Origin of the sequence: Psychromonas ingrahamii 37 (genome assembly GCF_000015285.1) — a bacterium.
Lineage (GTDB): Bacteria > Pseudomonadota > Gammaproteobacteria > Enterobacterales > Psychromonadaceae > Psychromonas > Psychromonas ingrahamii.
Map to the genome: position 1 here is coordinate 3,529,792 of NC_008709.1, position 25,566 is coordinate 3,555,357.

The 25,566-nt window shown below is 40.5% G+C and carries 24 protein-coding genes; 11 read left to right on the forward strand and 13 right to left on the reverse strand.

The features are described 5' to 3' along the window. Nucleotides 1–191: 191 nt before the first annotated feature. The 4 genes from PING_RS14710 to PING_RS14725 form a co-directional block, all read right to left on the reverse strand. The gene (locus tag PING_RS14710) at nt 192–1,871 is read right to left on the reverse strand and encodes an ABC1 kinase family protein (RefSeq protein ID WP_011771112.1); all 1,680 of its coding nucleotides are present in this window, start codon (nt 1,869–1,871) and stop codon (nt 192–194) included. Nucleotides 1,872–1,879: 8 nt separating this feature from the next. Next, entirely contained in the window at nt 1,880–2,560 is a 681-nt protein-coding gene (locus PING_RS14715) for a DUF6781 family protein (protein ID WP_011771113.1), read from the reverse strand. Between the two features lie 648 nt (nt 2,561–3,208). Beyond that, nucleotides 3,209–3,538: a cupin domain-containing protein gene (locus PING_RS14720; RefSeq protein ID WP_011771114.1), complete on the reverse strand. Its 330-nt coding sequence runs from the start codon at nt 3,536–3,538 to the stop codon at nt 3,209–3,211. A gap of 361 nt (nt 3,539–3,899) precedes the next feature. Beyond that, a complete protein-coding gene (locus PING_RS14725; RefSeq protein WP_011771115.1) occupies nt 3,900–4,373 on the reverse strand; it encodes a peroxiredoxin in 474 nt (157 codons plus the stop codon). Nucleotides 4,374–4,950: 577 nt separating this feature from the next. On the opposite strand from PING_RS14725, the gene PING_RS14730 reads away from it, so the two are divergent. Continuing rightward, entirely contained in the window at nt 4,951–6,543 is a 1,593-nt protein-coding gene (locus PING_RS14730; RefSeq protein ID WP_011771116.1) for an oleate hydratase, read from the forward strand. Between the two features lie 295 nt (nt 6,544–6,838). After that, nucleotides 6,839–7,441 carry a flavin reductase family protein gene (locus tag PING_RS14735; protein WP_011771117.1) on the forward strand — a complete coding sequence of 201 codons (603 nt, stop codon included), beginning with the start codon at nt 6,839–6,841 and terminating at the stop codon, nt 7,439–7,441. Nucleotides 7,442–8,247: 806 nt separating this feature from the next. Here the strand turns inward: PING_RS14735 and rpmE are convergent. The 4 genes from rpmE to PING_RS14745 all read right to left on the reverse strand — a co-directional run bounded on the left by rpmE (nt 8,248) and on the right by PING_RS14745 (nt 10,497). Further along, a complete protein-coding gene (gene rpmE / locus PING_RS14740; RefSeq protein ID WP_011771118.1) occupies nt 8,248–8,460 on the reverse strand; it encodes a 50S ribosomal protein L31 in 213 nt (70 codons plus the stop codon). Between the two features lie 157 nt (nt 8,461–8,617). After that, nucleotides 8,618–8,788: a hypothetical protein gene (locus tag PING_RS20695; protein ID WP_198134705.1), complete on the reverse strand. Its 171-nt coding sequence runs from the start codon at nt 8,786–8,788 to the stop codon at nt 8,618–8,620. Nucleotides 8,789–8,876: 88 nt separating this feature from the next. Further along, a complete protein-coding gene (locus PING_RS20700; protein ID WP_198134706.1) occupies nt 8,877–9,047 on the reverse strand; it encodes a hypothetical protein in 171 nt (56 codons plus the stop codon). Nucleotides 9,048–9,135: 88 nt separating this feature from the next. Then, nucleotides 9,136–10,497, reverse strand: a complete 1,362-nt coding sequence (locus PING_RS14745; protein WP_011771119.1) for a hypothetical protein — start codon at nt 10,495–10,497, stop codon at nt 9,136–9,138. A 465-nt stretch (nt 10,498–10,962) separates the two neighbouring features. On the opposite strand from PING_RS14745, the gene PING_RS14750 reads away from it, so the two are divergent. The 9 genes from PING_RS14750 to priA all read left to right on the forward strand — a co-directional run bounded on the left by PING_RS14750 (nt 10,963) and on the right by priA (nt 21,571). Beyond that, nucleotides 10,963–12,216: a NupC/NupG family nucleoside CNT transporter gene (locus PING_RS14750; protein ID WP_011771120.1), complete on the forward strand. Its 1,254-nt coding sequence runs from the start codon at nt 10,963–10,965 to the stop codon at nt 12,214–12,216. A gap of 104 nt (nt 12,217–12,320) precedes the next feature. Beyond that, the gene (gene deoC, locus PING_RS14755) at nt 12,321–13,094 is read left to right on the forward strand and encodes a deoxyribose-phosphate aldolase (protein WP_011771121.1); all 774 of its coding nucleotides are present in this window, start codon (nt 12,321–12,323) and stop codon (nt 13,092–13,094) included. Then, entirely contained in the window at nt 13,094–14,341 is a 1,248-nt protein-coding gene (locus PING_RS14760; protein WP_011771122.1) for a phosphopentomutase, read from the forward strand. Before deoC ends, PING_RS14760 begins: the two co-directional genes overlap by 1 nt. An 88-nt stretch (nt 14,342–14,429) precedes the next feature. Beyond that, nucleotides 14,430–15,140 (forward strand): purine-nucleoside phosphorylase, encoded by a 711-nt coding sequence (gene deoD / locus PING_RS14765; RefSeq protein ID WP_011771123.1) that lies wholly within the window; start codon nt 14,430–14,432, stop codon nt 15,138–15,140. A gap of 291 nt (nt 15,141–15,431) precedes the next feature. Then, the gene (gene deoA, locus PING_RS14770) at nt 15,432–16,769 is read left to right on the forward strand and encodes a thymidine phosphorylase (protein WP_041767358.1); all 1,338 of its coding nucleotides are present in this window, start codon (nt 15,432–15,434) and stop codon (nt 16,767–16,769) included. An 87-nt stretch (nt 16,770–16,856) separates the two neighbouring features. Further along, nucleotides 16,857–17,480, forward strand: coding sequence for a GNAT family N-acetyltransferase (locus tag PING_RS14775; protein ID WP_011771125.1), 624 nt, complete (start codon nt 16,857–16,859; stop codon nt 17,478–17,480). A gap of 4 nt (nt 17,481–17,484) precedes the next feature. Next, on the forward strand, nt 17,485–17,892 hold the full coding sequence (gene cdd, locus PING_RS14780; protein ID WP_011771126.1) for a cytidine deaminase: 408 nt from the start codon (nt 17,485–17,487) through the stop codon (nt 17,890–17,892). 37 nt (nt 17,893–17,929) lie between these two features. Then, nucleotides 17,930–18,688 carry a uridine phosphorylase gene (gene udp, locus PING_RS14785; RefSeq protein WP_011771127.1) on the forward strand — a complete coding sequence of 253 codons (759 nt, stop codon included), beginning with the start codon at nt 17,930–17,932 and terminating at the stop codon, nt 18,686–18,688. A gap of 651 nt (nt 18,689–19,339) precedes the next feature. Next, complete coding sequence (gene priA, locus PING_RS14790; protein WP_041766539.1) at nt 19,340–21,571, forward strand: primosomal protein N'; 2,232 nt, start codon at nt 19,340–19,342, stop codon at nt 21,569–21,571. A 111-nt stretch (nt 21,572–21,682) separates the two neighbouring features. Here priA and PING_RS14795 read toward each other — a convergent pair whose 3' ends face one another. The 5 genes from PING_RS14795 to petA form a co-directional block, all read right to left on the reverse strand. Beyond that, nucleotides 21,683–22,096, reverse strand: a complete 414-nt coding sequence (locus tag PING_RS14795; protein WP_011771129.1) for a ClpXP protease specificity-enhancing factor — start codon at nt 22,094–22,096, stop codon at nt 21,683–21,685. Further along, the gene (sspA, locus tag PING_RS14800) at nt 22,096–22,731 is read right to left on the reverse strand and encodes a stringent starvation protein SspA (protein ID WP_011771130.1); all 636 of its coding nucleotides are present in this window, start codon (nt 22,729–22,731) and stop codon (nt 22,096–22,098) included. Before sspA ends, PING_RS14795 begins: the two co-directional genes overlap by 1 nt. Nucleotides 22,732–22,839: 108 nt before the next feature. Beyond that, nucleotides 22,840–23,571: a cytochrome c1 gene (locus tag PING_RS14805; RefSeq protein WP_011771131.1), complete on the reverse strand. Its 732-nt coding sequence runs from the start codon at nt 23,569–23,571 to the stop codon at nt 22,840–22,842. After that, on the reverse strand, nt 23,568–24,848 hold the full coding sequence (locus PING_RS14810) for a cytochrome b (protein WP_011771132.1): 1,281 nt from the start codon (nt 24,846–24,848) through the stop codon (nt 23,568–23,570). The genes PING_RS14805 and PING_RS14810 overlap by 4 nt, the downstream gene beginning before the upstream one ends. Next, nucleotides 24,848–25,438, reverse strand: a complete 591-nt coding sequence (gene petA / locus PING_RS14815) for a ubiquinol-cytochrome c reductase iron-sulfur subunit (RefSeq protein ID WP_011771133.1) — start codon at nt 25,436–25,438, stop codon at nt 24,848–24,850. The genes PING_RS14810 and petA overlap by 1 nt, the downstream gene beginning before the upstream one ends. Nucleotides 25,439–25,566: the final 128 nt, after the last annotated feature.

A 25,566-nucleotide genomic window follows, 5' to 3' on the forward strand; every position in this document is an offset into this window, starting at 1 on the left:
GTGTATTTTTGCAGCAATTTGTGCCTGTTTTATACAAGGCAGCGCTTGTATTGTATTATGTCGTTATTCTAAATAAGTTGCGATAACGCAGTCGATCGTGCGCACAAATACTACCCTTCGAATTCATCTAAAAGCGTCCTCAATTAGCAATCCCCCTCTCTTTTTACATACTGCAGATCACAAACAGAGACTCATTCTTGTCCACTGGACCAGATTGAGACCAACAGCCAAATCCCGCCAAGGAATGCTGCGATAAATCCGAGCATTCCAAACAAGGGAAAACCAAATAGGGTCGGTCCCCCGTCAACTGTCATCACAATAGAAGAACCGATAATTAATGACGCGACAACATTTCCCAACGCCATGCGGCTGGCAGCACGATCGAGTTGATTACCAAATGTCTTCAACCGCGTCACATCGACATGTAACTGAAACCGGCCACTACGGGCGGAGCGCAAAAACTGGCGAAGATCCTGAGGCAGTCCAGATAATAGCTCAACGGTACCCACCACAGCTTGCCAGCTTCTCTTCGCCAAAACATTGGGTGCATAACGCTCGCGCATAACATGCTCTAAAAAGGGAGATGCTTGTATCACCATATTATAATCAGGATCCAGTTGTCTGGCGACCCCCTCAAGAGTGATAAGTGGCTTAATCAAAAGAACCAGATCAGGCGGTAAATTTAAACCATGCTCACGAAATAATGTGGTCAACTCGATCAGCATCGAACCAAGGTTAAAATCTTTTAATGAAACCTTGTAATATTGATCGATAAAACCTTCAACCTCAAGAAGCAGACCTTCGGTATCTATGGATGAATCTCCAGCCCAATCGAGCAGCACTTCAACGACACTTGCACTGTCCTGCTCCACCATACTATACAAAAGATTCACAACTTGATTTCGGCGACGCTCAGAGAGGCGTCCGACCATACCAAAGTCAATAAAAGCAATGCGGTTTCCCGGCAGATAAAAAATATTACCCTGATGAGGATCTGCATGAAAAAAACCATCTATCAGGATCATTTTCAAGGCAGCTTCACCGCCATGCTGAGCCAAAATTTTTCGGTTAAGATTAGCTTTATCTATGGCATCAAGATTGCGACCTGGAATACCCTCAATATATTCCTGGACATTCACCCGTTCACTACACCACGGCCAGTAAACTTTCGGAACAATAATCTCAGGATGGTCACTAAAATTGAGCGCAATCCTTTCCGCATTACGACATTCAGCCAGCAAATCCAGTTCCCGTCGCAGAGAAAGTGTAAACTGATGCACCACCTCACGGGGCTTGAAGCGGCTCAACGTTGTGGATTCGGATTCAATAAGATCGGCTATACGTGCAAGCAGACGCAGATCCGCTTCCATTATTGGCCGAATCCCCGGACGACGCACTTTAATAACAACTGCACTACCGTCATGCAAACGTGCTCGATGTACTTGCGCTATCGATGCAGCGGCTAAGGGTTCGGGATTAAATTCAGCGAATACCTCTTGTGGCGCACATCCAAAATCTTCCTGCAATTGCTGACAGATTGCCGCGAATGGAACAGCCTGAGCCTGATCCTGCAGCTTCTCAAATTCAATAATCCATTCGGGAGAAAAAAGATCGACACGCGTGGAGAAAATCTGCCCAAGTTTAATAAAAGTAGGCCCCATCTCCTCCAAGGCATGTCGGAACCTTACCGGAGGCTCAAGTAGCGCTAATTCAGTAGCTTGTGTCCGATGTAGCACCTTACCCGCACGCTCTATTACACCCGCTAATCCTAATCTGTGCACCATATTTCCAAAACCATAACGGATCAATATAGTGGCAATATCATTAATTCTCCTGATATCACGGGCAGCACCTAGTGTTTCCCAAAGCATAGCGCTTCCTATTTTTTGTTTTTCAAAGAAGTCGTTTTTAATTTGCTTTCCAATGTTTGTGCAATGCCGTCAAGAAAACCTGCCGCCGCATAAGAGAGCTGGCTTGCGAGCTTTAATGCTGAATCACTGCCCGCAGCAACCGTCTCACTTAAGTTTTCTCCCAGCTGATAATTTAACATATTGACAATTTCAGTTGTTTGCCGGCCTACAGCCGTACCACTATCACGGGCATGCCGTTCTATATTATTCAAGGTGCTACCAATAAGCTTATTTGATTCTTTTGCAACACGTTTGAGCGTCTCCAAATAGATATCTTCCAATACCAGAAGATCATCCGTTATTTTTTTAACATCTTGCTTAGCAAAGGTTTTTATATCCCCAGCGGCCTCTTCAAGCGCTAATTTAGAAGCCTCGGCCACCCAAGACAAAGCGTCATCCAGACCGGACACAGCGCTCAACAGACTATCCTTACTTTTTAAGCCCTGATTAACCGCACCTTCACTGGCGCCTTTTACTACGGCACTTACCACCTGCTGAACCTCTTTTGTATTCAGCTTGCCTTGGTTTAAAGCTTTAAGAGTGATACGACGAACGGCATCCCTAATATCGTCCCCCGTTTGCACTGCTTGTTTGATTTCATCCTCAAGTTTTTCTCTATTTTCTGATAAATCGCTTTTATTTTTATCCATTATTTTTCTCCTCGTCGTACCAACTGTTTGCTTTGGGATGAAGGTTTTAATTGTTATGGGAGCTGAGCCCTTTAATTAAATATTGAAGCGCATTTTCTACTTCTTATTAGTCTAAGACTCATATTGAATTTCCTCAATAATCATCAGACAACTACCTGCTCATTTCACCTAAAAGGCTTAATTAGTCGGCTATTAAGATTTAAACCAGCAATTTTAGTCAGCAAGCTTTAGCGATAGTCCCTCTTTTCCATAGAGCCAATTTTCGAAGGTGTAATAGGATATCTATATGTTGACCACAGAATTTTCAAAATTCAGTATCACTTTGTGTTTGTAAGCAAATACCATTATCAAGTTTAAAAAAAAGAGATAGCAGAAAGCCTGAAGCCAATATTTTCCTTATCGGCATAAATGAGTGACCCGCCAAAAAAGGTTTGGCGTCTTTACTTAGCATGATAAATAAACCGACTAATTCGGCTAGCGTCTTAGCTTCGGTTTATGTTTTTTATGTTTTTATTGTTTGGGGAGTGATTTTACCAACAGGAAACATGGCTTGAATTAAAGACACGTTCAGGTTTATAAGCGGAAAAATTTGGGGTGAAAAAAGTTTTTATCTCAATTATTCTTGGTATCCGGTCCGGGGACAGCAACTTATAATATGTTGCTTGATTTATAGAAGATCGCCAGCCAAACCGTTTTTTGATCGAGCGATGTAGCCTGAACTTTATGTTTTTCACGCGCCTTGATATTGAGGTAATCGCCTTTATTCAGCGTAATTACTCGACCATCTTCAAATTCAATAACGCCAAAACCAGAGACCACCAGTACCCATTCATGTTCATCCTGCTCATACCAACCACTTTCTGGAGAGCTTTGACCTTGGGAAAGAATACGCTCAATTCTGACGTTTTCTGTTGAGACAAGACCCTCAAAAACCTCTTCGGGTAAATCCGTTGGAATATTTGCGAAAAGATTAGCCATACTGTTTCCTTAAAGCTGATAACACCGCGAAAAAAACGCTCTGGTTGATTACTTTTGTTAACCGCATTACCTGTGCTTATTTTTGATTGTTGACTTAATAAGCTTGCCGAAACATTTATCTTTCTTTTTTATTAATCGGACATTTAATTGAATTCGGATTCTTTTTTTATCTTCAAATAGTTCTGATAACGGTGTTCTAAGAACCTTATTCCGATGGCGTTGTTCCGACAGATTTTCAGCCTTTATTAAAGATAAATGGCGGTTAAGGAGCTAAGGATTGGCAGCTCATTGAGCTGCCCTTATAGCGAAGAAAATAATAGCCGCACTATTTTTTACTGTTCTTTTATGGTGCTGGCCAGCGTTACAACGCTTCGAGCATCACTTCTGCTTTGCTAACTTCAAACTCTTTTGGCGCTTCTACATTAAGCTGCGTCACCACACCATCATCAATGATCATGGCATAACGCTGGGAGCGTACACCGCCAAAATTGGCCGTATCCATTTCCAGCCCTAAGCTCTTGGTAAAACTGGCATCTCCATCCCCTAACATCATCAATTCAGAGGCGTTGTGTGCTTCCCCCCACGCCTTCATAACAAAAGCATCATTTACTGCTACACAAGCGATAAGATCCACTCCTTTAGCTTTAAACTTATCCGCCAATACCACATAACCCGGTAAATGTGATTCAGAGCAAGTCGGTGTAAACGCGCCAGGTACGGCAAATAACAGTACTTTTTTACCCGCAAAAAGCTCTGTTATCGGATGATTTATCATGCCATCAGGGGTTAATTCACTCAATACTGCCGGCGCTAGTTTTTGACCTTGTTCAATCATTTTATTTTCCTTAAATAAGAGAATGTTGCAATCATAGTCTATCGCTAAATGCGGTGCACAAACAGGTTTATTCGCAACGTTTTGCTAAAATAGAATATGCGTTTTATAAACAGCTGAGCACTATTATGACAACCGTCACTAACAGCCCGTTTTTGACTTAAACACAAGCTTCAATAGACACAAACAGGCTATTTTTCTTCGCCGCTATTTAACGTTGACTTTGAATGAATTTAAACTAATTTTTAGTTGATCTTTGCTACTTGATTGGCAATTTTTTTAGCACATTGAGGTTATAACATCACGCACTTTTTATAAGTGGCTTAAAAAAATAACTTTTTAAGTTATTGACCTAAAAAGTTATAAAATTTTCATAATACCTTTTGTCTAGAAGTAAAATAATTCAACGCCTCATTATGCCCTGTTTGCAAGAGACGGAAGGCAGTACTTTCTAAAATCAAATAGGCAATTACTTTGAATGCGTACCCCACCTAAGCATCGTCGGTATCGTGTTCTAATAAGATTGTTTTCCTGGCGCGAAGAATATGATGACCAGAGCCCCTCATTAAACGGAGTCCGTATGAACAGCAAAAAGAATCAGCATTCCCAGAATGCAAAAGTGTATTTAATTGGCAGTGGAATGTCTGCTCTTGCGAGTGCGATTTATTTAGAAAAAGATGCAGGAGTCCCCGGAAAGAACATCCATATCTTTGAAAAAGACAACATCCCCGGGGGGGCCTGTGATGGAGCAGGTAATAAATATGACGGTTTTATTATTCGAGGAGGAAGAATGCATGAAATGCATTATGAATGTTATTGGGAGCTGCTTTCGCTGATCCCTTCATTAGAAAACCCAAACATTTCCGTGCGCGATGAATCCTATGCGTTTAATGAACGATTTGTTTCAAATGCACAGGCAAGGCTTCTGAAGGAGGGGAAAAAATTAGATGTCTCATCCTATGGTTTATCACTCAGTCAGCAGGCAGATTTTTTAAAACTCACCTTCATGTCAGAAAGATCCTTGAAAAATAAACAAATCCAAGATTGGTTTGAGCCAAGTTTCTTTGAGACTAAGTTATGGCTGATATGGACATCCATGTTTGCCTTCCAAAAGTGGAGCAGCCTTGCCGAAATGCGCCGCTATATGAAACGTTTTATTCATCTTGTTGACGGTCTTCACCGCTTAGGCGGAATAATGCGCACCAAGTACAATCAATATGATTCCGTTATTAGACCAATGAAAAAATATCTCGAAGAAAAAGGGATCAATTTCAATATGGGTAAAGAAGTAATCGATATTGATTTTGACTTTTCACAGGGAAAGAAAACAGCCACCGCACTGCACTTTAAAGATAACAGTCAAATACAACTGGAAAAACATGATGTAGTGTTTTTTACCAATGGCTCAATTACTGATAGCACAGACAGTGGCACTTGGGATACCCCGGCTCAACTGAAAGGACTTGCAGAATCAAGTTCCTGGCAGCTTTGGAAAAAGATTGCAGCCAAAGATGCGGCTTTTGGAAACCCGTCTACCTTTTGTGACAATATAGATTTACAAAAATGGTATTCATTTACCGCTACCCTCAAAGACCCCACCTTTCACGATTATATGGAAAACTTTTCCGGTAATGTTGACGGGACCGGCGGTTTAGTCACGCTAACCGATTCAAATTGGCTGATGTCTTTTGTGATTGCGCGTCAACCTCACTTTCCCAATCAACCCGATGATGTCAAAGTTTTCTGGGGTTATGGTTTGTATGCTGATAAAAAAGGAAATTATATTGATAAAACAATGGCGCAATGCAGCGGTGCTGAAATACTGCAGGAACTGTATTACCATTTAAAAATACAGGATTTAATGAAACCGATCAGCGATGCTGGGAAAGTCAATTGTATTCCTGTTGCAATGCCTTTTGTTGATAGCTTATTTATGCCCCGTGAATTGGGTGACAGGCCCGATGTTATACCAAAGGGATCAACTAACTTTGCATTTATAGGGCAATTTGCGGAAGCCCCGAAAGATTGTGTGTTTACCGTTGAATATTCGGTTAGAACCGCGCAGATCGCAGTTTATGGTTTATTTGACACCGACAAAGAAGTTCATCCAATGTACGATTCGGCTCATAATCCAAAATATTTAATCGCAGCACTGAAGGCCATTAGCAGATAATATGCAGACCTAAATTTACTTATCTGCAGCGCTTCGACCGAACCGCTAATATCGACTTGTATTACTCGCTTTTGAGCCCTGTCATATTTTTAGAGTCTAGCCCTAGCATTAAATGAATAAGTGGAATGGACAAACTATAAATGACTGCACTCGGATTCGATACTGTTGTCGCTGTTTTACTAAAAATAAAGACAGCAAAAATAGCACTGACTTACTCGCTAATAAGCGCAGTGTTAGCGGTAAAATAAGGCTTGGCATGTATACTGTTAACATTTAGCATTACAAGGGAAAATAAATGATTTTTGATGTGTCGGAATTAGAAAACCAGGAAAAATATCGTCTCTTAAATGGTGGAGTAACGCCAAGACCCATTGCATGGATTAGTACACGCTCAAGCGAAAATATTGATAATTTAGCACCCTATTCATTTTTTACAGTTGCAAGTTGTAATCCTCCAGTCCTTCTTTATACGCAGATAACTCAGAGAAGTGGTATTGATAAAGATACACTACGGAATTTAATTGAAACAGGTGAATGCGTTGTCAATATAGTGAACCTTGCTTTATTAGAAAAAATGAACCTTACAAGTGCAAGTATTAACATTGATGAAAGCGAATTTGATTTTGCGGATGTGGAGAGTTGTTCAAGCTATAGAGTGGTGCCTCGCTCAGTTAAAGAATCTCCAATTCGTTACGAGTGTACTTTAAGAGAAATAATTCCTGTTAGTGATTTACCAACAGGTGGTACCGTTATACTTTTAGATGTTAAGTTCGTTTATGTCCGAGATGATTTGTATAAAGACGGAAATATAAACCAGCAATTAGTTGATTCTGTAGGAAAAATGGGTGGAGATTACTTTAGCCTAACCTCTAAAAATATAGAACTTAAGCGCCCTTAATTTTTTCACTTTCTAATGTAATTTACAGCTAACAAGGGCTTTAAACTGACCATGTTAAACACTTGAATCTAGAAGTAAAAGTTACCGACATCGATGAATTACAATGGCTATAATTTAATGTAAAGGCTTATAAATATCAGCCCTAATAAGCAGAATTTAAGTTATTTATTAAAGTAGCCAGCAAAATCTCATTAAAAAACACATTAAATGGTTAGATTGGCTGAATTTAACACATGTTTAAAGACCTTTGGCAGAATATTTTTACCTCTTGTACCTGATACCTAACGTTATTCCATCTTCGACTAACCCGATTAACTATATGTACATAATTTTTAAATACAAAATTGGCTAAATTATCGAATTTAATTGCCTGACTTGTGCAATATATTTGCTATGGAACAGCCCGTAGGCGGCGCGGAGCCCACCCTACGGATAACATAGACCAATTTCATTAATTAGCTTCTCATGTCGATTCAATCTTTTGAACAGCGCGTTTATACCAAACGTATTAATAAAGTGATCATAAACTTAATGCTTTTAGTATAAATAACAGACACAAAAAAAGGTGCCAGCAGCCACCTTCTTAATTTCATTTTAACAGGGAAAATAAACCGATAGGGTTTATTTTTTATCCAAAGCGCCAAAGCGATTTTTGCTTATCTTTGCTTCGATCTTCGATACGACCGCCAGTATCAACAAGCAGTGCTGTATACCGCAAGCTCTAACCCCGAATCACAGACACAAAAAAAGGTGCCAAAAGGCACCTTCTTAATTTCATTTTAACAGGGAAAATAAACCGATAGGGTTTATTTTTTACCCAGAGCGCCAAAACGATTTTTGAATTTTTCGATACGACCGCCAGTATCAACAACACGCTGAGTACCAGTGTAGAACGGGTGACATTCGCCACAGATATCTAGTGTTAAATTTTTGCCAGCTGTTGAGCCAACAGTAACTATATTACCACATGAACAAGTCGCTGTGATTTCTTTGTATTCTGGATGAATAGCATTTTTCATTTGGAAAACCTCTATTGGGCCGTATCGCTGCTCTGCTTGAATGAATCATTTCATTCAACAAAGTACCATACGTATTTATCATTAAATTTCAGGTTGCAAATTGTATAGCAATGTTTAATAAAAATACAACTATAAAGTGTATTCTCAGCACTATTTATTAATAACCGTTCATTATGGTTTTTAATGTAGCATCAAGCAAACTTTGCGGCGTATAAATTCTGTCTGTTACCTTTAATAATTTTGCTCTGCTGGTCTTATTTTTCAGTCCGCAGTAATTAAATATAATACGATGTATTTCAGATAGATTATCAATAACATTAATACTCATTATTTCTTTATTTAAATGGGTATCCAGATAGGAATATTCATTTGTTTAATAAAAATACAACTATAAAGTGTATTCTCAGCACTATTTATTAATAACCGTTCATTATGGTTTTTAATGTAGCATCAAGCAAACTTTGCGGCGTATAAATTCTGTCTGTTACCTTTAATAATTTTGCTCTGCTGGTCTTATTTTTCAGTTCGCAGTAATTAAATATAATACGATGTATTTCAGATAGATTATCAATAACATTAATACTCATTATTTCTTTATTTAAATGGGTATCCAGATAGGAATATTCATTTGTTTAATAAAAATACAACTATAAAGTGTATTCTCAGCACTATTTATTAATAACCGTTCATTATGGTTTTTAATGCGGCATCAAGTAAACTTTGCGGCGTATAAATTCTGTCTGTGACCTTTAATAATTTTGCTCTGCTGGTCTTATTTTTCAGTTCGCAGTAATTAAATATAGTACGATGTATTTCAGATAGATTATCAATGACATTAATACTATTTATCCCTTTATTCAAATGGCTATCCAGGTAGGCATAAAATAACCCATTGCTGCTCGTATCACTTAATTTTAAATCAGCATTCAATGTTGTGCTGGATGCGATTGGGCAATAAGCGCCAAAATCGTTACTGAACCATTTATCACCCCACCAGCCAATTTTTCTCCCTTGTAAATGCTCACCTGTTTTATAGGATGACAAATAGAAATAAATGTCTGCTTTAGCGGTTTTGATATCTGCGGCGGACGCCATTAAGGCGGCAGCTCTAAAACAACTTTCATGTTCAATATAATGGGTGTAAGAAGATGCTTTTGCAGTAAAAACCGTTAATAGTTGGAAATGAGCATAAGCCAATTTATCGGGGTAGATTAAATAACACTTTGTGGTCGGTTTTAATTCTCCGACTAGTAGTTGTTCAAAATGTCTTCTTTTAAAGTGTTGTTCATATCTTTTTATCAGCGCCGTTTCTAAATTATCCTTATTATTAGCAGATATTATTGTATTTTCCTGCTCATCATAGAGCGCTTTCTTAACCAAAGACTCTCTGGTTAAGTTATTGTTTTGTAATAACAGATAACCACTATCAACCTCTGAAGTCAGTAAAGTATAAAAACCTCTGTTATGAGCAAGATGAACTACTTTGCCCTGAGTGTAGAGTGACAGCTGTTTTTGTTGAATCACTTTTTCTTCATTTAAACGACTAAAGGTCACCAGAATCTGGGCTAATTTATTAAGGTAAAAATAATATAATCGAGCCGAGAGTCCAGTGGCTTTAATGGATTCCTTTATTTCCTGATTGGCCATAATACTGTTGAGAATGAGTCTAAGCGCATTAATATTTTTAAAGTATGGCAGAGTGAAAACAGCATGACAATCAGAGCACTTTTTTCTTTGCGTGCCTGCCGATGTATAACCATGTGATATTGATTTAGTGCTTTTTTCAAAGAAAAAATATTGCGCGCATTTGCGACAACCGGTTAATTTCCGGGCGAAGTTAAGCTCAAGTTTTTCATTTATAATTTTTTCAACCAGCTTATTATTCACCCAGGGCGGGTAGCTACCACATAATTTACAGCCAGTGGACAAATACCCTAACTGCCTACTTTTTTGAATGTAATCAGCACTATTTATAACGGCAAAATTCTCACAATGCACTGTTTTGCAGCAATTAAAATCTTTAGTGAAGGTAAACATTTTATCCCCCGGATCCCTAGACCCTTTAATGATTCACCAATAATCCAATTAAAATAACTTGGTTTTATATAAACAAAGTCAATTAATTAATCATTGCACTTTTTATGCATCATATTCCACAAAATAACTATAAAATAGTAGCTTATATTAAAAACAACATATTATGTAAATAGATTTAATAAGATTGAAATATTCATTATTATCTCGGGCCAGATCACATTCCAGAGGGGGCTTAGCAAATAAACTGCGCTCAATAACTCGATTCCAGAGATTCTTTGTTACAAATAAAATGCGTAAAAAGACAATATTACGACGCTTCATTTTGAACAAATACAAATTTAAAAGGGGTAATAATTGCAGATTTTGGGACTATTACCCCCTTACAGTATTAATTAAATAAAGCGCTTAGCAGATAGCTTATTTAATTTTTTTAGTCAAATTTATAAAATAAAATGGAGAGACAATATGGAAATTGTAATGGGTTTAGTCGGAATATTATCGTTAATGTTAATCGCGGTAATTTTTTCCAGTAATCGAAAAGCAATTAACTTTCGAACAATAGGCGGGGCATTTCTTCTTCAGGCGGCAATACCCGCTTTTGTAATATTCACAGATTCCGGCGCAAGCGTATTGGGCAGTATATCCAGCGGGGTACAAGCCGTTATCGACAGTGCCAATGCAGGTATCGGATTTCTTTTCGGTGGTCTTGTTTCCAATACAATGTTTGAAGTATTCGGCGGAGGTGGTTTTGTTTTTGCGTTTAGAGTACTGCCAATCATTATTTTCTTTGCTTCATTAATGGCCGTGCTTTATTACATAGGTCTGATGCAGTTTATTATCAAAATATTTGGCGGTGGCTTGCAAAAAGCATTGGGCACCAGCAGAACCGAGTCCATGTCAGCGGCGGCCAATGTTTTTGTTGGACAAACTGAAGCCCCTTTAGTCGTAAAACCCTACATAAAAACCATGACTCGCTCAGAGCTTTTTGCGGTGATGGCGGGTGGTTTAGCATCGGTTGCCGGTGCAGTATTAGCAGGTTATGCATCATTAGGTGTTAGCCTTGATTACCTTATTGCCGCATCATTTATGGCCGCGCCCGGTGGTTTACTAATGGCGAAAATATTGGAGCCTGAAACAGAAACCCCGATCGACACGTTATCGGAGTCAGATATTGATGCAGAAGAGCACAAACCGGTTAATGTTATCGATGCTGCAGCAGTCGGCGCTGGCGATGGTCTTAGTCTGGCAATGAATGTCGGTGGTATGCTGATCGCGTTCATCGCATTAATCGCATTAGTTAATACTATTTTAGGCTCTGTCGGTGGTTTATTTGGTCTCGAAGCCCTGACCCTGCAGCAAATCTTCGGTTATGTCTTTTCTCCTATTGCCTTTCTTCTTGGTATCCCATGGTCTGAAGCGATGCAGGCAGGCAGTTTATTAGGCCAAAAATTGGTGGTTAATGAATTTGTTGCTTATATTGACTTTGTTAGTATTAAAGACACCTTAAGCGAACACACTCAGGTCATTATTACCGTGGCTCTATGCGGCTTTGCCAACTTATCTTCTATGGCTATTTTATTAGGTGGTCTGGGTGTATTGGCTCCTTCTCGCCGCCCTGATATCGCTCGAATGGGTTTAAAAGCCGTGCTCGCGGGCACTTTATCTAACTTTATGAGTGCAACTTTGGTTGGTATATTCTTTGCTTTAAGTGTTGCTTAAATACCACCATCAATAAACAAGTCCTTAGGGATGTCAATGCGCATCACTAGGGCCGGCTTAATAATAATATAGGCTGTCATCACCCGAATTAAAGGAAGAAAATTATGCGCGACTTACAACAAGCATCCCGTTTAGCCATCCAATTAATGGATCTCACCACGCTAAATGACGATGATAACGATCAAAAAGTGATACAACTCTGTAAAGCGGCACACACCATAGCAGGTGATACGGCCGCAGTTTGTATTTACCCGCGTTTTATTCCTATTGCACGTAAAACACTTACATTGCAAAATACACCACAAATTAAAATTGCGACAGTCACTAATTTCCCACACGGTAATGATGATTTGAATATCGCTTTGGCAGAAACGCGGGCGGCGGTGGCCTATGGTGCCGATGAGGTTGACCTTGTCTTTCCTTACCGCGCACTGATCGAAGGCAATGCTGAAATCGGGACGACTATGGTTAAAGCCTGCAAAGATATTTGTGGTGATAACGTTACCCTGAAAGTGATTATTGAGTCAGGAGAATTAAAAACCCCTGAATTAATAAAAGCAGCCAGTGAAATTTGTATTAATGCCGGCGCTGATTTTATTAAAACATCAACAGGTAAAGTGCCTGTTAATGCAACGTTAGAAGCGACTAAGATAATGCTTGAAGCGATCAAAGAGTCTGGCCTTAATGTTGGTTTTAAAGCTGCCGGTGGTGTTAAGGATGCGCAGACGGCCGATGATTATATGCAATTGGCAAGCAGTATTATGGGCGATAACTGGGTCGATAGAACACATTTCCGATTTGGCGCATCGAGCTTACTCGGCGCTTTATTATCGGCACTTAATTTGGCTGATAAAGCCACTGAAACAGGAGGTTACTAATGAAACGTACCGTTATCTTATTACTTGATTCTTTTGGTGTTGGCGGCGCAGCTGATGCCGATAAATTTATTGGCTCATTAGCTGACGGCAGTCAATATGATGATATGGGCTCAAATACCTTAGGGCATATAGCAGAGCAATGTGCAAAAGGTAACGCGAATGAGGGCCGCCATGGCCCGCTTACTATACCAAATTTAAATAAACTGGGTTTTGGACGCGCTTGTGCGGAAAGCTCATCCACTTTCCCCGCCGGATTAGACCCATTAGTTGAACCGATTGCGGCTTACGGTTACGCGAAAGAGATTTCCACGGCAAAAGATACCTCTAGCGGGCATTGGGAGATCACCGGTGTGCCAGTCTTATTTGACTGGGGCTATTTTGATAAAAAACAAAACAGCTTCCCGCAGGAGCTTCTGGACGAATTGGTTGAGCGTGCTGACCTGCCCGGATATCTGGGGAATTGCCATGCATCGGGCACTACTATTTTGGAGGATCTCGGCGAAGAGCACCTTAAAACCGGTAAACCCATCTTTTATACCTCGGCAGACAGCGTTTTCCAGATAGCCTGTCATGAAGAAACATTCGGGCTTGAAAGACTGTATAAACTTTGCGAACTGACACGTGAGTTAGTGAATAAATACAATATTGGACGCGTTATCGCACGTCCGTTTAGCGGATCGGCAAGCAGCAATTTTATGCGCACCGGTAACCGCCATGATTATTCCGTGAAACCGCCCTCACCCACTCTGCTTGAGAGTATGAAAGAATCCGGTGGTCAGGTTGTCAGTATTGGAAAAATATCAGATATTTTCGCTGAACAAGGCATTACTAAAGCGACCAAAGCAAACGGTTTGGAGGCCCTGTTTGACGCCAGCTTGAATGAACTTAAACAAGCTGGAGATCAAACTATTATCTTTACCAACTTTGTTAATTTTGATGCAGACTTTGGCCATCGCCGTAATCTACCCGGTTACGCAGCCGCTTTAGAGTACTTCGATAAACGTTTACCAGAAATGCTCGCATTAATGACAGAAGATGATTTGCTGGTGTTAACGGCAGATCATGGCTGTGACCCGACATGGAAAGGAACGGATCATACTCGTGAGCATATTCCGGCTATTTTCTACGGTCACGCTGTTAAGCCTGGCCCAATCGGGTTACGGGAAACCTTTGCAGATATCGGTCAGTCAATTGCTGATTTTCACAAGTTACCTGCACTGGCGTACGGTAAAAGTATTTTTAGCTGAATAAAGTTAAATATTATATAAAAACACAACTAATATGGATGACTAACAAGCGGCATCGTTAGTCACCCATAAAATGGAGAAATAATTTATGACAACCCCTCATATTAATGCAGTAGATGGCGCTTTTGCTGAAACTGTTCTGATGCCCGGTGACCCGTTACGCGCAAAATATATCGCAGAAAACTTTTTGAAAGACGCAGTGCAGGTAACAGATGTACGTAACATGCTTGGTTTTACCGGTACTTATAAAGGCAAACGGGTTTCGGTAATGGGCAGTGGTATGGGTATCCCTTCCTGTTCAATTTATGCAACGGAATTATTCCGCGAATACGGCGTACAAAATATTATTCGTGTGGGCAGTTGCGGTGCAGTCAGTCGTGACATTAAGTTACGGGATGTGATCATTGGAATGGGGGCATCGACGGATTCTAAAGCAAACCGTATTCGTTTTAAAGGTCATGACTTTGCCGCTATCGCAAGCTATGAACTGTTAGAAAAAGCAGTTAATGCTGCCAGAGCACTCGGCATTAAAGCGCGTGTGGGTAATATCTTTTCAGCCGATACCTTCTACACTCCTGAGCCAGAAGTATTTGATACGCTTGAAAAATACAACATTCTTGGCGTCGAGATGGAAGCGGCAGGTTTGTATGGCGTCGCAGCTGAAGAAGGTAAAAATGCCCTGTGTATTTTAACCGTATCGGATCATATCCGCACAGGTGAAAAAACCACTTCAGATGAACGTCAAAGCAGCTTTAATGAAATGTTGATCATTGCTTTAGATTCAATTGTTGCCGAATAAAGCTTGTAACGCTGCCCACGTGACGAAAAAGTGGCTTAGCACAACGATTTTAGGCATCTAAAAAAACCACATAATGACAACGTTCAGGGCATAAAAATAAAATTTATATGCCCCATGGATGCTTTTACTTTAAAAATGGAGATTGACGAGGAAAAGGTCGATTTATGCCAAGATATTAACAGTCTTAAAAATGCTAGTTGGTGAATTTTCAACAACGCGTATTAGCCATTATATAGCAGAAATTTAGACGTTCTGCAGCGGACTCGAAAATCTACAGGAGTACAACAGATGATATTATTGCCACAAGAAATTATTCGTAACAAACGTGATGGCAAAACCCTCAGCAGGCAAGAAATTGATTTTTTTATTAAAGGGATCACCGATAACTCAGTCACAGAAGGTCAAATTGCCGCCTTTGCGATGGCTGTCTATTTCCAGGATATGAACATGGATGAACGTGTTTTACTGGTATCTGCAATGCGTGATTCAGGGCAGGTAATAAACTGGCAGTCGCTTAATCTGAATGGTCCCGTGGTGGATAAACATTCAACGGGCGGGGTTGGAGATGTCACATCACTGATATTAGGCCCGATGGTGGCCGCCTGTGGCGGTTACGTGCCGATGATTTCAGGCCGTGGATTGGGTCATACCGGCGGCACGTTGGATAAGCTCGATGCTATTTCCGGTTATAAAACAACGCCCGATAGCCTGGATCATTTCCGCAAAATAGTCAAAGAAGTGGGTGTTGCAATTATCGGTCAAACGGGTGATTTAGCGCCGGCTGATAAACGGTTTTATGCAACCCGTGATATTACCGCGACGGTGGAGTCCATTCCGTTAATAACCGCATCAATTTTATCGAAAAAATTGGCCGCAGGTATTGATGCCCTAGTAATGGACGTTAAAGCCGGCAGTGGTGCATTTATGCCAACTTTTGAGCAGTCCGAGGCTTTGGCCAACAGTATTGTTGGCGTTGCTAATGGTGCTGGATGTAAAACCAGTGCTTTAATTACTAATATGGATCAGGTACTTGCCAGCAGTGCAGGTAATGCTGTTGAAGTACGTGAAGCCGTGCGCTTTCTTAAAGGGGAAGTTGTTAATCCCCGTTTACATGAAGTCACCATGGCATTATGCGCTGAAATGCTGCTGTTAAGCGGCTTGGCAGCAGATATAAAAGAGGCTCAAGCAAAATTACAAAAAGTACTTGATAACGGTAAAGCCGCAGAAGTCTTTGCCAAAATGGTTGGCGCGCTGGGCGGCCCCGCTGATTTTATTGAAAATCAGGATAATTATCTGCAAAAATCGGCCATTGTCCGTCCTGTTTATGCCCAACATTCAGGGATTGTACAATCTATGGATACCAGAGCATTAGGGATGGCAGTGGTTAATCTGGGCGGAGGACGACATAGTGCATCGGATTCGATTGATTATGCCGTTGGTCTCAGCGGTATACTCTCTTTGGGTGAGTCAGCAGACTCTGAAAAGCCGCTGGCAATGATCCATGCACAGAGTGAGAAGCAGTTCAGCGAAGCACAGCGCGCCATTCAAAGCGCCATTATTTGTGGCACAGACAGTCTTCAAGCTCAGACTCAGGTTTATCGTCATATTCGTTTACCGGACATCTCTTAAACTATAAAAGCGTTGAGGTTAGAGAGTTAAATCAACACAGCTCAAGCGAAACATTCGCTTGAGCTGAAAAATAACAGAGGAATGAGTATGGAATTGGATTGGGTAGAATGGTTTGGTTATTTAGCGTCGCTGGTGGTGCTGATTTCTCTCACTATGTCTTCAATTATCAAACTAAGAGTGATTAACTTTATCGGTTGTCTGCTCTTTGCAAGCTTTGCCTATTTTATTGATTCAGTACCAACGATCTTTATGAATCTCAGCATTGCCTGTATTAACCTTTATTTCCTGTATCAAATTTATCGCACCAAAGAAGAATTTAAAATAATTTCAGCGTCGAAAAATTCTGAATATTTTCAGCATTTTATTAATATTAATCGCCAGGATATTGAAAAGCAGATAAATCTGGAGCAGTTAAGATCAGCTGACACATTATTTTATATGTTGCGCGATAATAATATAGCCGGCGTGCTTGCAGGCACAAAAGAAGCTGACGGTACTTTTGCCATTATGCTTGATTACGTCATCCCTAGATATCGTGACTTTAAGCTGGGTAGCTATTATTATCAAACTCACCCAGAATTTCTGAAAGAGAAAGGGATCACGGCGCTGAAGACAACCGCAAGCGATCAGGATCATTGTTTATATCTTAATAAAATGGGCTTTGCTGCACAGCCGGACAATCAATCACAAACCTATATAAAAAGGCTCTAACATTATGCAAAAAAACTATTTTACTGAACTTAAAAAACTACTTGATAATGCTCAAGCGCCCTACTCAGGATTTAATGTTGCAGCCATTGTAATAACCCGTAACGGTAATCTTTATAAAGGCGTCAATGTTGAATCCGCCGCGTACCCGACCACTATCTGTGCTGAGCGTAATGCTATTCACACGGCTGTTACTGAAGGAATGAAGAAAGGTGAGGTTAAAGAAATTCACCTAATCGCCCGTAACGCAGCAAAAGCGCTTATTAAAGCACAGCCCTGTGGTGGGTGCCGACAAGTGATTGCTGAACAATCAGGCAATGATGCCATTGTTTACAGTTATGCTTCAGCGCTCGAAATAGAGCAGCATAGTATCAATGAGTTATTACCCTTTGCTTTTTTAGGTGATGATTTATAACAGTCCAACAGTTCTCAATTTACACAGGAGTTTTATTATGTCAGATGTATTTCATTTAGGCCTAAGCAAAAAAATGCTCGATGGTGCGAGCCTCGCAATAGTACCCGGCGATCCGGATCGTGTAAAAAAAATAGCAGAGTTAATGGATGGCGCCACTTTTCTGGCAAGTCACCGCGAATATACCAGCTATCTGGCTTATATTGAGGGTAAAGCCGTGGTAGTTTGTTCTACCGGTATCGGTGGCCCATCCACATCGATTGCAGTCGAAGAGTTAGCGCAGTTAGGGGTTACTACCTTCTTAAGGGTCGGCACTACCGGCGCAATTCAACCAGAGGTTAATCCCGGCGATATTATTGTTACCCAGGCGTCAGTTCGTCTTGATGGCGCCAGTTTGCATTTTGCACCTTTAGAATACCCTGCTGTTGCTAACTTTGAATGTACCATGGCGATAGTTGCTGCGTGCAGGGAAACGGGCATTGAGCCCCATATTGGCATTACTGCATCCTCGGACACTTTCTACCCGGGTCAGGAGCGTTACGATACTGTTTCAGGACGTGTTACCCGTCATCTTAAAGGTTCAATGAAAGAATGGCAGGAATTAGGCGTACTGAACTATGAAATGGAATCATCAACTCTTTTTACTATGTGCGCCACCCAAGGATGGCGGGCTGCCTGTGTTGCAGGTGTTATAGTCAACCGGACACAACAAGAAATTCCGGATCAGTCAACAATGAAAAAAACAGAAGTCAGTGCCATATCCATTGTCGTTGCGGCGGCCAGAAAACTGCTAGCTTAACTCGGCATAAATAACTAATACCAAAAAAATTAATGAAGTGATCAATTATTGCGAAGGAAAAATTAACACGAACAAGGCGTGAGTTGCATTCGATCGTTGTTCTCCTTCACAAAATTGTTCCATACAATTTTGTGAAGCTTTAGCTGTTCACGAAGTGGTGAAGAACAAGACGTTCTGAATAAAACTCACAACGCAGTTAGGGATAATTTTAACCAGCAAGAACGATCATCTTGTTAGTTCTTGCTGGTTAAAATACTCACCCTAAAGTTTTCTGATCTTAAAGAGCACCTTTTTTGAGTAAACTGCTCGAAATGCCGGGAAATCTATATTAAGAGTACTTATACCAAATCCATTAATTTTCTGTTCATTTATGCTGGTTAAAATACATGCTAGCTAGACATAAAACTACGTTTTAGTCTTTGTTATTGATTTTATAATTAGAACAACTAGTTACTGCAATCAATGCCTTGCTTTCATGCATTTTTCCAGCGCCTAAACAAATCATTTAATTAGTCGAATTGATATTAGAAGCGTACTCTCCCGGCACTTCCTGTTGCTGTTTATAAACAGGTTACATTTCCATGGGCGTTTTTTTACCCGCTTTATGTGAAACAGGTTACAATGAGTTTTTATCTTCATTACATTGAGTGTATGACCCAACCTATCATTTGCCGCATCGCATTAGCGATTCCTCTGCATAAACAATTTGATTATCTGCTGCCTGATTATCTGTTAAAAACAGAGCCCAACAACCTGGTAGGCTGCCGAGTACGTGTGCCCTTTGGTGGCAAACGACAACTTATTGGGGTGATCTGCGAAGTGAATCCAAAATGTGATTACGCCATCGATAAACTAAAAAAAATCACCCAATTGATTGATCAGACCCCTTTATTGGATAAAAACATCTGGTCACTGCTGCGTTGGGCGGCTTTTTATTACCAGTATGCTTTTGGTGATGTCTTTCAGCAGGCATTACCGTCTTCACTACGCCAGGGTAAAGAAGCCATTTTTAAGGGTTATGAACATTGGCAATTAACCGCCAATCCTTTTAATTTGAATGATTTTAAACGTGCCCAAAAGCAGCAGTCTGCCTTACAAATTTTAAGCGAATCAAGTTTATCCAATCAGCAGTTAAGCGCACAGGGGATAAGTCGCCCAACGCTCAAAGCATTACAGGAAAAAGGGGTTATTGAGTCCGTTGATAAACAACCGGTCAGCAATCTCAATTGGTTAGCTCAATTTGAAGAATCGGCACAAAAACCGGCTTTAACCGTCGAACAAGCTATTGCTATAAGCTGCGTTAATCAGCAGTTAGAGGCTTTTAACTGCTTTTTATTAGAGGGCATAACAGGCAGTGGAAAAACCGAAGTTTACCTTAATATTATTAAACCAGTCTTACTCGCGGGTAAACAGGCATTGGTAATAGTACCTGAAATCGGTTTAACGCCGCAAACCATTAAACGTTTTCAGGCACGTTTTAATGTCCCTGTTTATCTTAAACATTCAGGATTAAACCCAAGAGAGCAACTCGATACCTGGCTGCATGCAAAACAAGGCAGCGGCGCCATTATTATCGGTACACGCAGCAGCATATTTTGCGATTTTAAAAATTTAGGCTTAATCATTTTAGATGAAGAGCATGATGCCTCTTTTAAACAACAGGATGGTTTTCGTTATCATGCGCGTGATTTTGCAATCAAACGTGCCGCCTTGCAGAAAATCCCCATTATTTTAGGCTCTGCCACGCCGTCCTTAGAAACATTAAACAATGCCCTGCAGGGAAAATATCAGCACTTGCATCTGACCGAGCGCCCGGGTAATGCTAAACCACCCACCAACAGCCTGATTAATTTAGCCGGTTTACCGCTAAAATCAGGACTATCTCCGCAGTTAATTGAATTAATGAAAAAACACCTGGATAAAAATAATCAGGTTATTCTTTTTTTAAACCGCCGTGGTTATGCCCCTGTCTTAATGTGCCATGAATGCGGGTGGTTAGTTAAATGTGGCCGTTGTGATGCCTTTTACACTTACCATAAATCAGCTAATTACCTGCACTGCCACCACTGCGCTTCCACTCTGCCCGTTCCTCATCAGTGTGATGATTGTGGCTCGACACAATTAAACTCAACAGGAGTGGGTACAGAGCAGTTAGAGGAGACCTTAAACGACCTTTTCCCGGATCATCCGACGGTCCGTATTGACCGTGATAATACCCGCAAAAAAGAGAGCTTTAATCAATATTTAACCGATATCAACAGCGGTAAATATAAAATTTTACTCGGCACCCAGATGCTGGCAAAGGGCCATCACTTCCCCGATGTCACGCTGGTCGCATTAATAGATGTTGATGGCGCACTGTTTTGTAATGACTATCGTGCCAGCGAAAGATTAGCACAGCTGTTTACGCAAGTATCAGGTCGCGCAGGACGAGCAGAAAAAAAGGGTCAAGTGGTACTGCAAACACATCACCCTGAGCACAGTTTACTTCAGGATCTTATCAATAACGGTTATTTTGAATTTTCCCGTAATGCGCTGCAGGAGCGAAAGCTTGCGCAGTTACCGCCAAGTACATTTCAAGCTTTATTAAGAGCGGAGTCCGATAATGCAACGCTGGCTGAAAACTTCCTGTCTTTATGTCAGCAAATCTTGCAACAAATCTGCATTAACAATAACAGCCTTGATAAGTTATTAATTTTAGGACCGATTCCTGCATCAATGGAAAGACGCGCAGGAAAGTATCGTTTTCAACTCTTATTACAAAGTGAACAACGCGCCGTGATCACGCAGATACTACATCGGGCATTACACGCTTTTGATAACCTGCCGGAAGGGCGAAAAGTAAGATGGTCTATTGATGTTGATCCGATTGATTTTGTTTAAGTTGAGAACGAGTTGAGGGCTGCGAGCTGATATCTTAAAGCTTAAAGCCGAAAGCTACAGGCAATAAAAAACCGAGATAATTCTCGGTTTTTTAAATCAGATAAAATAAGATTATTTTACAATAGTCAGTGTGGGTTGCTTACTTGGCTTAGTATCCGTTTTTTCTGTTTTAACAGTTTCTACTGACCCGTCCAAAGCCTGGTAGGCCGGCTCTTCAGGAAAGATAGTTCCGCTGCCGTTCTCACGGGCGTAAATACCTTCTATCGCATATAAAGGCACATAAACCTGCATTGGCTGCCCTGAAAAACGGGCATTAAATGCCACTGCATCATCATCCATTGAAAACTGCATAACTGATTGAGGTGCAATATTAAGGACAATTTTGCCATCTTCAACAAATTTCTGAGGCACTTCAACACCAGTTTGTGTTGCGTCAACAATAATATGCGGTGTACATTCACTATCAACGATCCAATTGTAAAAGGCACGAAGAAGATACGGCCTTTGCACTAACATAGTTGTCATTATGCTCCCACTCTAATTTCACGTTCAGTTTCAGTCATTGACGCTTGAAATGACTCGCGTTCAAAAACTTTTACCATGTAACTTTTTATGCCCGCGACATTATCAAAACCTAAGTCGATATTTAATTCAGGTAAACGCCATAATAAGGGTGCCATGTAACAATCAATAAGGGTAAAATCTTCCGACATAAAGTAGGCAAAGTGATCAAATACTGGCGCCACTAATAAAATGGCATCACGGAGTTTTTTACGTGCAGCATCTGCCGCTTCTGTATTACCATTCATAATAGTATCAACTAATGGATACCAATCACTTTCGAGACGCTGCATCATTAAACGCCCTTTACCACGCTCAACGGGATAAACAGGCATTAATGGCGGGTGCGGAAAACGCTCGTCCAAGTATTCCATAATAATGCGTGAATTGTATAAAACCAATTCACGGTCAACTAACGTTGGCACTGTGTTATAAGGATTTAACTCTACTAATTCTTCAGGCCAATTGTCTTCATCAGCAAAAGTAATTTCAACTGTGACGCCTTTTTCTGCCAGTACAATACGTGTTTGATGACTATATAAATCTGAAGCACCTGAAAACAGTGTCATTACAGAACGTTTATTCGCAGCTACGGCCATGAAAATCCCCTAATATATGGATAAAATGTTGAATGTTTAAAAACTAAAAAGGCAATAGTGATAAATATCACTGCTGCCGATTAAATTAGGTGAGATAAAAGTTCACGATTAATGAATGTCGCGCCAATACTCCTTCTTCAGTAAATAACTAAGAATGAATAAGATAACTAAAAAGCCTATCACCCAAAAACCTAGGGCTTGACGCTCTAATTTATTTGGTTCACCTGCATAGACTAAGAAGTTTACCAGATTTAGGACCGCTTTGTCATACTCATCGGAGCTCATTTCACCCTGTCCGTTACTTTCAAAACCGACGATTGCTTTATGCTCAACACCATTATGCTCTGTTGTTTCATAAATAGCCGTAGGAACACCCTGTAACTCTTCCAATACATGGGGCATACCCACGAGAGGAAAGACCTGATTGTTAACTCCAAATGGACGCGTTGGATCGGCATAAAAAGTGCGTAAGTAAGTATAGATCCAATCCGGACCTCGAAGACGTGCTACTAAGGTTAAATCAGGAGGAACCACTCCAAACCATTTCCCGCCATCGGCTGGATCCATGTTATTTTTCATCAAGTCACCAATTTTACTGTCAGTGAACATCAGATTATTAACCATTAAATCCTCAGGGATATCCAAATCGTTTGCTACCCGCTGATAACGTTGGTGTGCCGTAGAATGACATGCCATGCAATAATTCATAAACAGTTTAGCACCACTTTGCAGTGACGCTTTATCCGTTAAATCATAATTAGCTTTATCCAGTTGAACATTACCTGCTGCAAAAACCAGTGTCGGTAATAATGCCAATAAGGCAATCATTAATTTTTTCATTTGAATGTTAACCTCGTTGGTAGTGGTTTAGTTTTTTCGTTTTTGCTGTATAGCCAAAGAGCAATAAAGAAACCGAAGTAACCGACAGTACCAACCTGCGCAAACATGGTTAATAAAGGTGTTGCGGGCAAAGCCCCCAATACACCTAAGACAATAAAACAAACAATGAATTGTGCAATATTAGCTTTATGTATCCAACTACGGTAACGAATTGATCTTACCTTGCAACGGTCTAACCAAGGCAGGAAGAAAAGAATTACAATGGAGCCACCAAAGAACATAACACCAATTAACTTGTCGGGTATGGCACGCAAAATGGCATAGAAAGGCGTGTAATACCAAACTGGTGCGATATGTGTCGGTGTTTTCAAACCGTTTGCAGGTTCAAAATTTGGCGCCTCAAGGAAGTAACCTCCCCCTTCCGGCATAAAGAAGATAACCCCACAGAATAAGATTAAAAATCCACAAACCCCCATAATATCTTTTACTGTAAAGTAAGGGTGGAAGGGAATAGAGTCGATAATATCTTTTTTACCGCTGTATTGTTTGTGGAAAGTAAACTTACCTTTTGCATCAGCAGAAGCGGTTCCTTTTTTCACTTTAGTATCAATACCATCAGGATTATTCGATCCCACTTCATGCAATGCGATAAGATGTAAAAAGACTAAAGCAACCAGTGCTAAGGGCAATGCTATTACATGTAATGCAAAGAATCGGTTTAAGGTTGCACCTGATATTACATAATCACCACGTATCCAAAGGGTCAAATCATCGCCAATAATTGGAATTGCACCAAATAAAGAGATAATTACCTGTGCACCCCAGAAAGACATCTGTCCCCAAGGAAGTAAGTAACCCATAAAGGCTTCGGCCATCAACACCAGAAAGATCAACATGCCGAAGATCCAAATTAACTCGCGGGGTTTTTGGTATGAGCCGTAAATCAAGCCGCGGAACATATGTAAATAGATAACCACAAAGAACGCAGAAGCGCCTGTTGAATGCATATAACGTAATAACCAACCATAAGGCACGTCACGCATAATATATTCAACCGATGCAAAAGCTAATTCCGCAGAGGGGTTGTAGTGCATTGTCAACCAGATACCGGTTAATATTTGGTTAACCAGAACCAGCATGGCTAAGCCACCAAAAAAGTACCAAAAGTTGAAATTGGCCGGTGTTGGGTATTGCGCTAAATGTTTGTTCCACGTTTCCGTCATCGGGATCCGTGCATCTATCCAATCGACTGTTCCAGTGACTAATTTATTAAGCATTAGGCGTCTCCTTTATCTGAGCCGATAAGAATCGTTGTATCACTCGTGTAATAATGAGGAGGGATAACTAAATTTAATGGCGCAGGGACACCTTGGAAGACACGACCTGCCATATCAAATTTCGAACCGTGGCATGGACAAAAGAAACCAGACTCAATACCCTGAACTTGTTCAGAAAAAGAATCGGGTAGATAACTAGGTGAACAACCTAAATGGGTGCATATACCCACAGCGATAAAAATCTCAGGTTTTAGTGCACGGCCTAAGTTTGTTATGTAATCGGGTTGTTGCGGTTCTTGTGAATCAGGATCACGTAACTGACCGTCATGAGTCGGTAATTCATCAATCACTTTTTGTGTGCGGGATACGACCCAAACAGGTTTACCACGCCATGCAACGCGAATTAATTGTCCCGGTTCGATTTTACTAATATCAACAGCAACTGGTGCTCCAGCTGCTTTTGCTTTTTCACTTGGGCTCCAAGATTTCACGAAGGGTACCGCTACTGCAACGGCTCCGACTCCACCAACAACAGCTGTTGTTAATGTCAAAAACTTGCGGCGACCAGAATTAACAGGCGCATTGCTCATTTAACCATCTCCATTCAGAGCTACTTTCAAGCAGTTCTCTATGCCAAACTGATAATGCATACGTTCTCAAACAGATAGCTTGATAGGGTATTGCATAAAACTTTCTGAATTCTAAAGAAATACGAGCT